13 protein-coding genes are annotated in these 13516 nt (G+C 47.9%); 10 read left to right on the top strand and 3 right to left on the bottom strand.

The window, feature by feature from the left end; all coding sequences use genetic code 11:
- Positions 1-29: 29 nt before the first annotated feature.
- Entirely contained in the window at positions 30-893 is an 864-nt protein-coding gene (locus tag PJK55_RS06960) for an aminoglycoside phosphotransferase family protein (RefSeq protein WP_271305224.1), read from the bottom strand.
- A gap of 190 nt (positions 894-1083) precedes the next feature.
- On the opposite strand from PJK55_RS06960, the gene PJK55_RS06955 reads away from it, so the two are divergent.
- The 10 genes from PJK55_RS06955 (at position 1084) to PJK55_RS06910 (ending at position 12554) form a co-directional block, all read left to right on the top strand.
- Positions 1084-1557 carry a PTS sugar transporter subunit IIA gene (locus PJK55_RS06955; RefSeq protein WP_214696184.1) on the top strand — a complete coding sequence of 158 codons (474 nt, stop codon included), beginning with the start codon at positions 1084-1086 and terminating at the stop codon, positions 1555-1557.
- Positions 1558-1657: 100 nt separating this feature from the next.
- A complete protein-coding gene (locus tag PJK55_RS06950) occupies positions 1658-3205 on the top strand; it encodes a long-chain-fatty-acid--CoA ligase (protein WP_271305223.1) in 1548 nt (515 codons plus the stop codon).
- A 91-nt stretch (positions 3206-3296) separates the two neighbouring features.
- Entirely contained in the window at positions 3297-3599 is a 303-nt protein-coding gene (locus PJK55_RS06945) for a metal-sensitive transcriptional regulator (protein ID WP_214739359.1), read from the top strand.
- Between the two features lie 11 nt (positions 3600-3610).
- Positions 3611-5722, top strand: coding sequence for a heavy metal translocating P-type ATPase (locus tag PJK55_RS06940; RefSeq protein ID WP_271305222.1), 2112 nt, complete (start codon positions 3611-3613; stop codon positions 5720-5722).
- Positions 5719-5925, top strand: coding sequence for a copper chaperone CopZ (gene copZ, locus PJK55_RS06935; protein WP_074032640.1), 207 nt, complete (start codon positions 5719-5721; stop codon positions 5923-5925). Before PJK55_RS06940 ends, copZ begins: the two co-directional genes overlap by 4 nt.
- 308 nt (positions 5926-6233) lie before the next feature.
- On the top strand, positions 6234-6896 hold the full coding sequence (locus PJK55_RS06930) for a response regulator transcription factor (RefSeq protein WP_015880954.1): 663 nt from the start codon (positions 6234-6236) through the stop codon (positions 6894-6896).
- On the top strand, positions 6896-8263 hold the full coding sequence (locus PJK55_RS06925) for a sensor histidine kinase (RefSeq protein WP_271305221.1): 1368 nt from the start codon (positions 6896-6898) through the stop codon (positions 8261-8263). The genes PJK55_RS06930 and PJK55_RS06925 overlap by 1 nt, the downstream gene beginning before the upstream one ends.
- A gap of 127 nt (positions 8264-8390) precedes the next feature.
- Positions 8391-8861: a competence protein ComK gene (locus PJK55_RS06920; RefSeq protein ID WP_224860218.1), complete on the top strand. Its 471-nt coding sequence runs from the start codon at positions 8391-8393 to the stop codon at positions 8859-8861.
- Positions 8862-8947: 86 nt separating this feature from the next.
- Positions 8948-12016 (top strand): efflux RND transporter permease subunit, encoded by a 3069-nt coding sequence (locus PJK55_RS06915; protein ID WP_271305220.1) that lies wholly within the window; start codon positions 8948-8950, stop codon positions 12014-12016.
- Between the two features lie 127 nt (positions 12017-12143).
- On the top strand, positions 12144-12554 hold the full coding sequence (locus tag PJK55_RS06910) for a hypothetical protein (RefSeq protein ID WP_015880958.1): 411 nt from the start codon (positions 12144-12146) through the stop codon (positions 12552-12554).
- Between the two features lie 32 nt (positions 12555-12586).
- On the opposite strand, the gene PJK55_RS06905 is transcribed toward PJK55_RS06910, so the two are convergent.
- Both PJK55_RS06905 and PJK55_RS06900 read right to left on the bottom strand, forming a co-directional pair.
- A complete protein-coding gene (locus tag PJK55_RS06905; RefSeq protein WP_214761089.1) occupies positions 12587-12976 on the bottom strand; it encodes a hypothetical protein in 390 nt (129 codons plus the stop codon).
- A 55-nt stretch (positions 12977-13031) separates the two neighbouring features.
- Positions 13032-13418, bottom strand: coding sequence for a truncated hemoglobin (locus PJK55_RS06900; RefSeq protein WP_251125659.1), 387 nt, complete (start codon positions 13416-13418; stop codon positions 13032-13034).
- Positions 13419-13516: the final 98 nt, after the last annotated feature.

The raw sequence follows: 13516 nt of genomic DNA, 5'->3' as shown, positions 1-13516 counted from the left end.
AACACCTTTTTGATGTGATTCAAGAAAGGTTAACTTATTTCTGCTTTAAGGATGTCTAGGTTTCTCTCATAAAAATCTATATTTTGTTCAAGTCCTCTACGGTTACACCACCCAATACTGTTAAAAGCATCAGTAAATTGATAAAACGGAAGAACGCGTTCGAGATCGATCAATGGTCGAATACTTGTGTAACCTTCTTGGTAGGCTTCATATAACTGTAAGTCATGACTCAGATAGTCCCGATAAATCTTAGTGAAATCAACTTCTGTTGAACCAAAACGAACGGTTTCAAAGTCAATCAAACTTGAGACTTCAGATGATGTGACGAGGATATTACCTGGTCTAAAATCCATATGTATAAAACTAGGTCCATCAGGTTCTGGGAGCTGTAGTTTCATTTTTTCAAAAGTATGAATGGCTTTGTTATATAATGATTCCTCCAACAAAGGCTTTGCATCTGTCGCAAAACTATAAAATTGACGATCTAGAAATTGTGGCCACTCTTGAAAAACATTTTCGATATATGCGATTTTTTGATTAGTTGGTGGTGGAATGGAATGCATCTTAGCATGCACTTCTCCCACCTGAAAAGCGATAGTGGCCGATGAATCTACAGAAAGTTGTACACCGGTTGATTCTTTCAAGAGCAGGGCACCGTTTGAATGTTCATCACCGGTCCAAAAGTCTAGCAATGTCGGGATTGGAATGTGAGCTTTTAAAAGTCGGTAAGCTTCAAGTTCACGAAATAATTTCACTTTCGAGAATGGGATTTTGATATAGACAGTCTCACCATTAGTTTGCACACATCGATAAACAGTTGAACTAAATGAATTTTCAGCAGGAGCGGAATGTTGGATGTCCAAATCAAAGATATGAATAAGTTTTTCGAGCAATGTTCTCCCCCCTCAACACGAAAATCTATACATCTGACTAAAATACTTCACTCCAAAGTATAGCAAAGGATTATAGATGTTTGGCAGTTTCGTGAACGATGATGCTACGGATTGCACCTAGAAAAAATAAGGCGTATCATAATTTATGCAAACGCTTTCGTAGAGGCTGATCAAAATAGGAGGAGTAACGATGTATCGAAAGCTCAATGAATGGATGGATCCAAGTCGGATGTGGGTGACGGAACAAGCGACGTTTGAACGGGCTGTCATGGCGATAGGGCTAGAGTTGGAACGTAAAGAAATTGTCGATTCTTCATTTACACGAGTGATCCTGGATCAAGAAGCGATTATTCCGTCCGGAGTGAGTGACGTGGCCGAGCCGGTTGCTGTCATCGACGTCCCGCTCTCGATTTCAAAACGAGACGGCATCTCACTCCTTCATCTGTTGAATCCATGCGAGATGAAGACGATCACTGGTGAAACGATTCACGCGAAAGCCATCTTATTGATTACAGCTACGACGGAACCGAAAAAGCAGGCGTATCACAAATTGATTGATGATTTACTTATGGATGATGAGTCGCTCCAAGCGCTCGTTCACGTTCAAAGCCGAACGGGATTATATCACTTACAAACGAACTTTTTGGAAGCGTTTTCTTATTGAAACATTTCATGTACAATAGAAGTAATTGAAAAGAGCGCGGACAACGTGCTCTTTTTTATGGCTCAAAAGTGAATCATCATTCATTTAAAGGGGGATTACCATGGCAAACTTAGTCAAGTCACTACAAGAAGTGGTGACCGCTCACCCGCAAAAGGCTGCGTACGTGTTTGGGGAAGACACGGTGAGTTACGAACAGTTTTATGGGCAAGTCAAGGCGATGGCATCGACGCTTGAACAAAAAGGGATTGGACAAGGCGATCACGTCGCCCTCGTTCTCGGCAACAGCCCAGCGTTCTTGATCGCGTACTTCGCCGTGTTGTCACGTGGAGGGGTCGTCATTCCGATCAACCCTACATACACGCCTGATGAAATGGCCTACATTCTACTTGATGGAGACGTCAAAGGAATTGTTGGCTTGTCACCGCTCGTCGCGCAGGCAGAAGCGGCACTCTCGAAGTTACCTCAGTTGAAACTCGTCATCTCTGTCCCATATGCGGACGTACCGGCATTGAAGCGTGAAGGCGAAATTGAGTTTATCCCTTTCGCGGAAGCGTTCGCTGCGACAGAAGGAACGTTCATTGAAGTCGATGAAGAAGAGGTTGCCGTCATTCTCTATACGAGTGGGACGACCGGGAAGCCGAAGGGCGCATTATTGACGCACCAGAACCTGTTCTCGAATGCGCATTCAATCGGGGAGTATTTGGACATTACACCAGAGGATAAAGCGTTAGCCGCATTGCCGATGTTCCACGTCTTCTGTTTGACGGTCATCGTCAACGCGCCACTCCTTCGTGGGGCGACGATTGTCATCTTACCGAAGTTCTCACCACAAGATGTATTTGACTTGGTGCCAAAGCATCGCGTGACGTTCTTTGCAGGAGTACCGACGATGTACAACTTCTTGCTGCAGACGGCGATGAAAGTACCGGCCTATACGTCCGCGTTGAAACATGTCCGCGTGTTCGTCTCAGGAGGGGCAAGTCTACCGGTCCAATTGCTCGAGTCATTTGAGCAGATGTTCGAATGTAAAATTCTCGAAGGGTATGGTCTGTCTGAGGCGTCACCGGTCACTTGCTTCAACCCGCTTCACGGCGAGCGAAAAGCGGGATCGATCGGACCTTCAATCGTTCATGTCGAAAACAAAGTCGTCGACGAGCTAGGGGAAGAAGTCGGCGTCGGTGAAGTCGGGGAATTGATTGTACGTGGACCGAACGTCATGAAAGGGTATTACAAGTTGCCGGAAGAGACGATGATGACGCTTCGCGACGGCTGGCTCTATACAGGGGATTTGGCTCGACGTGACGAGGACGGTTATTTCTATATCGTCGACCGGAAAAAGGATATGGTCATCGTCGGAGGTTATAACGTATACCCTCGTGAGGTAGAAGAAGTTCTATATCAACATCCTGATATCGTGGAAGCAGCGGTGATTGGTGTGCCGGATGCTGAGCAAGGAGAAGCGGTGAAGGCGTTCGTCGTCACGAAACATGAAGACGTGACAAAAGAGGATATTCGTGCGTACACACAAACAAAGTTGGCGAAATATAAGCAACCGACTTATATTGAGATCATCGAAGAACTTCCGCGAAATACGACTGGTAAGATTTTACGAACCGTCTTGAAGAGCGAGGCATTCCAAAATAGTTGAGTAGAGAGGGGCGACTACGAGTCGTTCCTTTTTTACCTTTTCGTTTGACACTGTTACGGGGTAGGGGTATATTAATGGTGAGGTGATCAACATGGATGAATTTTTGCATGACCAACCACTCGTTCCGCGTGATGATGCTGAGCGGGAGGCACTCGGAAAGCGTCTCAAACGAATCGAGGGACAAGTCCGGGGGATTCAAAAGATGGTCGAGAACGACCGCTATTGTGTCGATATTTTGACACAGACGTCAGCCATTCAGGCCGCACTGAAGCAAGTTGAGATGCAACTGTTAGAACGTCATATGCGCAAGTGTTTGGTTCACGCAAGTGAGACGGAAAACATGGAACCTTACATTGATGAATTGATGACGATTGTCAGCCGCATCAAAAAATAAGGAGGGATTTCATGAAAACCGTTGAGTTATCCATACAAGGAATGACTTGTGCGGCTTGTTCGGCACGAATTGAAAAAGTGTTGAACAAGATGGACGGTGTCGAAGCGACGGTTAACCTGCCGCTCGAGACGGCAACCATTCGTGTCGATGAAGGCATTACAGAAGAAGAACTGATCGCCCGAATCGAAAAAATCGGATACGGAGCTGAACCAAAAGTGGAGATGGCGCCACCGCATGACTTACGTCCATTACAGCGGAAAGTCATCATCTCTGCCTTGTTGTCGGCACCTTTACTCCTCGTCATGTTGACGCATATACCAGGACTCGGATTTCATGCACCGTGGCTGATGAACCCATGGTGGCAACTCGCTCTTGCCACACCCGTCCAGTTTTGGATTGGGGCACAGTTTTATCAAGGGGCCTATAAGAGCTTGAAGAGCGGCTCGGCGAACATGGATGTGCTTGTCGCAACGGGAACGTCGGCCGCATACTTTTATTCCATTTTTGAAATGATTGTGCACCCGATGAATCCACATCTTTACTTCGAAACGAGTGCCGTCCTCATCACGCTCGTCTTGCTCGGGAAATGGTTAGAAGGACGAGCGAAAGAGAAGACGACCGATGCATTGAAATCACTCTTATCGCTTCAGGCGAAAGAGGCGATCCTTTTTGTCGACGGAGCAGAACGGTCTGTCGCTGTTGAACTCGTCAAGGCAGGAGATGTTCTCGTTGTTCGTCCGGGAGAGAAGATTCCAGTAGACGGACGAATTATCGAAGGGGAGACGGTCATCGATGAATCGATGTTGACCGGTGAATCGATTCCTGCCGAGAAAACGGTCGATGCTGAAGTCGTCGGCGGTACGATCAACCAGTCCCATCGGATCCTCATGCGGGCAGAACGAGTCGGGAAAGAGACGATGCTCGCTCAAATCGTACGTGTCGTCGAGCAGGCACAAACAGATAAGGCGCCGATTCAACGGCAGGCCGACCGTATCTCTGGCGTGTTCGTGCCGATTGTCGTAGCCATCAGTGCCGTCACGTTCGCTGTCTGGGCGTTTCTCTTGAATGATATCGATACGGCCATTCGTGCATCGATCGCAGTACTTGTCATTGCTTGTCCGTGTGCGCTCGGTTTGGCAACACCGACATCGATCATGGTCGGAACGGGACGAGCGGCCGAACAAGGTGTATTGTTCAAAGGGGGCGGGCAACTCGAATCACTTAATGAAGCAAACATCGTCGTTTTTGACAAAACAGGAACATTGACGAACGGAACACCGGAAGTGGTAGAAACGTTCGGAGATGAAGCGGCGCTCCGCCGTGCCGTCATGGCAGAACGGCAATCAACACATCCTTTGGCGGCAGCGATCGGTCGAGAACACGGTGATGGTATCGTGACGAAAGTGGAAGAGCTGGCGGGTCGTGGTGTCAAAGCGGTCGTTGATGGGAAAGAACTTGTCATTGGGTCTGTTCGGATGATGGAAGAGCTCGGATACAACTTGCCAGATTGGTCGATGCGGGCGATGACCCCGGTCTATGTCGCAGATGTGAGCGGGATTGTCGCGGCGTTCGGACTACAGGATCAATTGAAACCGAAAAGCCGCGATGTCGTGCAGGCACTTAGCCAAACACGTGACGTATATGTCTTGACGGGTGACCGAAAAGAAGTCGCTTATGCGATTGCCGACGAACTTGGCCTTCCACACCATCAAGTCATTGCCGAAGTCCTTCCGGTCGAGAAGGCGGACCAAATCGAACGCTTGAAGCAATCAGGCCGTGTCGCCATGGTGGGGGACGGTATGAACGATGCTCCTGCCCTTGCGGTCGCAGACGTCGGGATTGCTTTTGGGAGCGGTACAGATGTCGCACTCGAGGCGGCAGATGTTACAATTGTAGGGCATGACATTGAAGGTGTGAGCCGGGCGATGAATATGAGCCGTTTGACGATGAAAAACATTCGTCAAAACTTGTTCTGGGCGCTCGCTTATAACAGTCTTGGCATACCGGTCGCTGCAGCGGGGTTACTTGCCCCATGGATTGCCGGTGCGGCGATGGCGTTCAGTTCGGTGTCTGTCGTCTTGAACGCATTACGATTAAAAACACAAGGAGGATCATCATCATGAAAGAAACAACATTGACAGTAGAAGGCATGACATGTAATCACTGCAAAGCTGCCGTTGAGGGAGCGTTGAATGAATTGAACGGTGTCGAATCAGCAACCGTATCACTCCAAGAGCATCGGGTCGACGTGATTCACGAAGATTCTGTCTCACGCGAGGCGATGGTCGAAGCAGTCGAAGAGCAAGGATACGACGTAAAGGCATAATGACGAAGGGTCCCGAGTAAAATCGGGACTTTTTTTGTTGTATTCAACAAATAGGATGTGTGCTATATTTAAGATGATAATGAGAATCGGTATCAACGGGAGGCGGACATCATGGAAATCATCATGATCAGTGGAGTGTTGGCGTTGATTAGTGGGGGCACAGCGTTTTTGGCGCAACAGCTACGAACAAATTCAGTACGTTGAAGAAGGTGCGATTTCGTTGCCTTCTTTTTTTGACTCTAAACCTTTCCCATCATTTCACGACAATTGTTTGATATGATGAGAAAAAACGTGTTGAGGTGACTTGAATGTATACAATCTACTTAGTCGACGATGAAGCAAACTTGAATAAAATGCTCGTCACGTATCTAGAACAGGAAGGATACAACGTTCGCTCATTCGCGGACGGGACATCCGCGCAAGAAGCGATCCCGGATCAGCCAGACTTATGGGTGCTCGACATCATGCTGCCGGACTTGGATGGTTTTCAATTGCTGAAACAAATTAAGGCCGTCAATGCCAATACACCGACCATCTTCATTTCAGCCCGAGACGAGGACATCGACAAAATCATTGGTCTTGAGATGGGATCGGATGACTACATTGCGAAACCTTTCCTCCCGAGAGAACTTGTCATTCGCGTCAAAAAACTGATTGATCGTGTCTACGGATCGAAGTCGAATGAACATATCGAGTACGGAGAGTATACAATCTATCCGGACAAACGACTCATCAAACACGGGGATGAAGAGATTGATTTGACTTCGAAAGAATTCGACTTACTCCTTCTCTTCCTCGAACATCCGGGTTCGGCTTTATCGCGTGAACAGATTCTTGAAGGAGTTTGGGGGAACGATTATTTCGGTTCGGACCGAGTCGTCGATGATTTGGTGCGCCGCGTTCGTAAGAAATTGCACCGTCTCGAGCTCGAAACGCTTTACGGTATCGGCTACCGTCTCGTCAGACCATGATGAACGCCATCAAGCCGAAGCGTCTCATGTGGAAGATATGGGTACTCATCCTTCTCATCATCGTGACCCTCGCGCTCATGATTTTGATTACGGTCCGCTCTTCTATCACCCAGTTCATCGATGAACAAGTATATGAGACGTTACGAGATGTAGACTATTATTTGGGCAATACGAATGAGTTGGAGAATTATCCGCAAAATCCAATCGAGTATGACCGACGTCAGCAAGAGTCGCGTTCGGTCAATCAATTGATCTTTCTTCCGAACGGACGAATCATCTACGGATCGGCACCGCTCGAATTGACGAATCGCATGTATCAGGAGGCGTTGAACCAAAGTGGGCAAGTCGAGCGATATCAGACGACGATTGACGGGGAAGACGTCTATTACATCATTCGTCAAAATGAATATGATGGTACAATCGTCTATCAAGCATCCTACGCTTGGGATGCGTACCGTCGTGAATTAGTCTCGACGTTGTATTTGCGCATTTCAATTCTAATTGGTGTCATCAGTCTCTTGTCGCTCATCCCGGCACTGCTCATGTCTCGCCAGTTGACGAAACCGATCGTCGAGATGGAACGTGCGGTTGAGAAAATTTCGAATCGCCAATGGGAGACGGCTCTTCCGCTAGATCGACAAGATGAACTTGGACAATTGGCCCACTCGATTGATGCGATGCGCAAAGAATTGAAGGAACAGGATCTCGCTCAACAAGCGTTACTCCAAAACATCTCACATGATTTGAAAACGCCAATTATGGTCATCCGTGGATATGCCCAGTCGATCGGTGACGGGATCTATCCGACAGGAGACTTGAAAGGGTCTTCTGAAGTTATTGACGAAGAGGCATCTCGACTTGAAAAGAAAGTTGTCGACTTGCTGTACGTGACGAAGCTCGAATATTTCAAAGGACAAGAAATGAAACTTGAACCAATCAATCTGGATAAATTGATGGAACTCCTTGTCGCGCGCTTTAAACTGAGAGGACAGCTTGATTGGGAAATCAATGGAGAAGGCGGAGAGATGCTCGGGGACGGGGAACAGATTCGGGTCGCATTCGAGAACGTTCTCGACAATGCGCTTCGTTATGCGGAGACATGCATCCGAATTGACTTAAACCGAGATGAATCTGGCGTGGAAATCATCATCTTTAATGATGGGCCACCCGTTGACGAGAGCCTTGATTTATTCCATCAGTTCTCTCGTGGCAAACAAGGAAAGTTCGGACTCGGGTTATTTATCGTCCAACGGATTGTGACACTTCACACAGGGGAAGTCTCCCTTCGAAATACAGGAGACGGAACTGCGGTGAGATTTTATTTTCCACGACTCAAACCAAACCATGCTTTAAAATCTAACGCTTGATTTTGAAAACCAGCCAGGAAACGGCTGGTTTTTTTATGGGAAATGTCAAAAAGTCGATTTGCGGTGTTTGTTGAATCTTGGTATGAATGACATGTAAGTCATTACATACGTTATGGGGGATGAAAAGATGAGTAGATTGACCAATGAAACGAGAGCTTTAATTCCTGTATTTAACGAGTTTGGCGAAGCGGAGACGCTTGTGTATCAACCGGAAGGCGTGATGCGAGTGAAAGGGTCACCCATCGACCTATTAGAACATGCATGTTTGTACTATGGATCGAGCATTCAAGGCAGAATCGAAGCCGCACGTCACGTCCTGGGTCCACATCGGAAGACACCTGTCGTGATGGATTGGCACGCTGACGCGGTCTTCTTTCCGACGATTGCAAAGGAGAGTCCAGACTGTGCGTGGATCAATTTTCAGCACGTGACAGCCATCAAAAAAGACGGACATCAGACACTCATTCAGTTTTTGACAGGTGAATCGGTCAAGGTTCACGTATCCGACCATACGGTGGCAAGGCAAAAACAACGGTCAATCGAATTATCATACGCATTTCAAAAACGTTTCCATGACAGCACATTGCAACACGCTTAAGGATTGAATTCAATACGAAACCCCTCTATGATGAAGAAGAGATATCATATGTGTATTTGCACATCTTCCGAAAGTGAGGGGTTTTTATGTTTTTTGAAAAAATGATTGAGCGAGGGAAACTGGTCATCGTGTTTCTTCTCGTCGCAATCGTCGTAGGTGTGCTGACGTTCTTCCAGCTTCCTAAACGTGAGATTCCGGAAACGGGAATCAATATCGTACTCGTTCAAACACCATATCCTGGTGCGACTGCCGAAACGGTTGAACGTAGTGTGACCGGCGTGTTAGAAGAAGAACTACGTAGTCTAAAAGGAGTAGAGAACGTGACGTCGATTTCGGCTTCAGAGTTCTCCAACATTACGGTCGAGTATGCAGATGGAACTGACCAGGCAGAGTTTCAGGCGAACGTACGCCAAGCTTTGTCTGACGCGACACCAAAGCTGCCAGAAAATGCACTCGCACCGACAGTCAATGATTCGCTCGGTCAATTACCGGTCGCCTCTTACTTGTTGACAGCGGATGATCGTGAATCATTCGAAGATGTTCGTGCAGACATCGAGGAATTAGAATCGAACCTTCTGCGAACAGATGGTGTGACTGGAGTCACCATCAAAGGTCTACCGGAGCAAGAGTATGTCGTCTCACTCGACTCCGAAGAACTCAGTGCACGGCAGCTCGCCTTCCCTGACGTGTTGACAGCAATCAACGAAGAGTATAAAACGACACCACTCGGTCGCCAATCGACCGATGAAGGCATCTATCAACTGGCGATTGATAACTTGACAAATGTGAACGACATGGAGCAAGTCATCGTCGGTTCATTCAATGGAGAGCCTGTCTTGTTAGAAGATGTCGGAACGGTTGAAGAGACGGCGAAAAGTGAGACGGACCTCGTTTCATTAGACGGAAAACCAGCCGTTTCCATCACTGTACCGATTGAGTCAGGTTTGGATATCCCAACGATGCAAGATCGTGTCAATGAGGTAGTAGAAGACGGTCTTGGAGATTTGGACGGTTTTGAGCTTGTTCCGTATTATGAACAGGCGAAGGCTGTCGATGCAATCTTCTCATCGCTGACGCGTGAATTCATTATCGCAATCATCGCCGTCATCGCCGTGACAACGATTGGTCTCACGTTCTCTGGGTCAATCATCGTCAGTTTGGCAATTCCATTGTCATTCTTGATCGCGTTGATCCCGTTACAGTTCACCGGGGTCGACTTGAACCAGATTTCGATTATCGGAGCAATCATCGCCTTGGGAATTTTGGTCGATGACGCGATTGTCGTCAACGACAATATTTTACGACGGTATCGTAGTGGTGATTCCGCGATGCTCGGAGCAGTTCGCGGAACGAAAGAGGTATGGGGCTCGATTGTCACGTCGACACTTGCGGTCGTCTTCGCCTTCCTTCCGCTCACGCTACTGTCTGGCGCGAACGGAAACTTCATTCGTGCCTTGCCGACGGTGCTCGCGCTCTCTGTTTTGGCCTCAATGGTCATCAGTTTGACGCTCGTCCCAATCGCACAGTATCGCTTGAACCGAAAAGAAGTGAAAGTATCGAAGCGTGAACCAGGTTGGCTCGGCGGACCGCTCAATCGTCTCAGTAACTTCTATGCCGACCGTCTGTTACCGAGTGTCGCGAAACGTCCATGGACGTTCGGGATTGTCGGTTTCGTCATCACGACAGCGTTATATGGTTTGATTCTTCTCACGCCGTTTGAGTTCTTCCCGGCGGCGAATCGTCCGGAAGTGGTAACGAGTGTGACGTTGCCTGTGCAGACAGATTTAGAAGAGACAGAAGCACGTCTTGAAGAAATCGAAGAAAGGTTCCAAGAAGAAGAAGGGGTCGTTGAAACATCGATCTTTGCAGGGGGTGGACTTCCTGGTCTATTCACGGGTGGACTCGATCAGTCCGGTGAAAACACAGGGCAAGTCGTCGTTCGTGTCGATAATGAATCAATCGATGCCATCGAGTTGATTGATCAATACACGAATGAATTGCGTGAAGCATATCCTGATGCAGAAATCTTCTTAGATACGCAACAACAAGGACCACCGGCATCGGCTCCTGTCGAGTTCACGATGCGTAGCGAAACGATTGATCAGCTCGTCGCTGCACGGGACCAAGTGAAGGCCGACTTGGAAGAAATCGATGGTGCCATCGTCCTTGATAACATCAAAGAGCCGTTCCAAACGCTCACGTACGAGCTAAATCGTGAGGAGATGGCCCAAGCAGGTGTCACTGCGAAAGCCATCAGTGATCAAATCCGACTCGTCACAGACGGGATTCCAATCGGCACGTTCGATGACGGTGTGGAACAGCGTGACGTGAAGATTGTTATCGATGCGGAAGCGAACCGTGAGGCACTTGCGCTTGATGACATTTTAATCCCGGTCGAAACGGAAGCCGGTCCACCTGTTGCACCACTTAGCACGTTCGTGACAGAAACGACAACGGAGCAAATTCAACAGATTCCTCGCGAGAACGGAGAACGTTCGGTCACACTCCAAATTTATGCGAGTGAAGGCATGGATGAAGATGCGTTCAAGCAAGATGTCGAGCAAGTGTTGGATGACGCGAAGTCTGGGTTAGAAGATGAAGGAATCACGTTCGACCAGTCCGGAGCGAGTGATACGCAGAATGAGTTTTTCTTAGAGCTTGCGACATTGTTCGTCGTCGTCTTGTTCTTGATTTACTTGATCATCGCGTTCCAGTTCAACTCATTGTCATTACCACTTCTCGTGTTGTTCACAATCTATCTCGCGATTGCTGGAGCGGTCGTCGGGTTGTTCGTGACACAGACGCCGTTCAGTTTCATGGCATCGATGGGGATGGTATCGCTTGCGGGAATCGTCGTCCGGAACGCAGTCGTCCTGTTCGAGTTTATCGAACAGCGCATTCGTGAAGGCTTACCGGTCACGACCGCCGTGTACGAAGCCGGACGTGCTCGGATTCGTCCGATTCTCTTGACAGCACTTACTGCAGTCGTTGCCCTCCTACCGGTTGCACTTGGAGAAGACCCGCTCTTCAAACCGCTTGCGATTGGAATTGTATCGGGTATTCTATTCTCGACTGTGTTGACTCTCGTGCTTGTCCCGGCATACTACCTGATTTTGGCGAAACGCCGTCACAAGGACAAACCGTTTACAGAATGATTCAGCTTGAAGATGTGATGCCGTATGGTGTCACATCTTTTTTTGAACCATTTGTCACATGTTTTGGGTGATGTTGTATGGGTATAATTAGAAGAGAGGTTTTGAACAGTATGGGAGGGAATTGAAGATGAACGATTCATATACTTGGCTTAATCGCCGTAAAGTACGACCCGCATACAGTGTGACTGGGAGCCGTTCTTGGTCGAGTGAGCGTGTCGTTCGACCAGACCGTGCGCGTGGAAAGATGGTACGCGACGTGAAACGTGTACGTCGTCCATATGTAGACGAATACGGCAATCGTCGTTGGACGACGGGACGTGTCGTCGTCACGGATGCGTCACGTAAGGCACGGGCGCATGGACATGGCGATACAGCCGTACAGTTAGAATTCTCGACACCAACACCGTATGAGCGTGTGAAAGAGATGATTCCGACAAAACGTGTGCTCGTTCCGGTTGTCGCCGGACTTGCCGTTGTCGGTGGGATTGCTGGTGTTGCATATGCACTCCGTAAAAAGAAACGAAATAAGAAGAACTAATAAAAAAATCGCCGAATTTTTCGGCGATTTTTTTATTTGAAGCGTTCAGCGAGGATGCGCTCGAGTTCACGTTGCCCGAGTTCACGCATTTCTGCCTCATTTTCTTCGTCGTATGCATCGTCCGTGAAGCGTCCGACAAATTCGACTTTGCCGTTTCCAAGTTCACGGAACACTAAGTTTTTGCGATCGTTGTAAAAGACGACACGGTACTCACGACCATTTTCATGATCGTAGTTGAAGACGCCTTTGATGTGATCCATGTTCTTCTCTTCCGGTTGATCCTCATCATCGTCCTCATCTTCTTCTGCTTCAGCAGCTTCGTTAGCTTCATCAAGCGCGTCGGCGAGGACTACCGTTTCTTCTTTTTCTTCTGTCTCCTCTTCTTCAGATGAGACGACTTCTTTTTTTTCTTCTTCTGTCATGTGAAACGACCTCCTTTACTTACTTTCCTATCATACCCACTTTTTATAGTTGTGACTACTCAAAATGATGCGAGCAAACGCGGACGACATTCGAAGAGGACATGATCAGTCGCTGGAAGAGCTGACGTTTGATCGATTCTGGCGCATCGACTGTCTTGAGCGCTTGCTCCATGCATCCGAGCCAATGCCCGGCATGGGTCTCAGAAATCGGATGTTCATGATGAATCATCGCTAAATTCCCACCACCGCGACGTTCCGAATACAACTTCGGACCACCGAGCAATTGGGTTAAAAATTCGAATTGGTGTTGCTTCACCCGTTCTTTGTCTTCCGGAAACAGCGGAAGTAGAATTGGATCGGCATAGACGAGGTCATAAAACGCGTCAACGAGTTGTTGAACGCCGCTTTCGCCTCCAAATTGTTCATAGGCACTCACATTCATTCCCCCTCATACGTTCAGTCTAATCGATTTCGGGCAAAAATGGGAATGATGCAAGCTGTGACTTTTTTGACTAGGGTAAAGAGGAGGTTTCCCTCTAC

The sequence above is a fragment of the Exiguobacterium sp. MMG028 genome (assembly GCF_027947425.1).
Lineage (GTDB): Bacteria > Bacillota > Bacilli > Exiguobacteriales > Exiguobacteriaceae > Exiguobacterium > Exiguobacterium aestuarii_A.
This window is presented reverse-complemented; position numbering and strand designations above follow the sequence as displayed.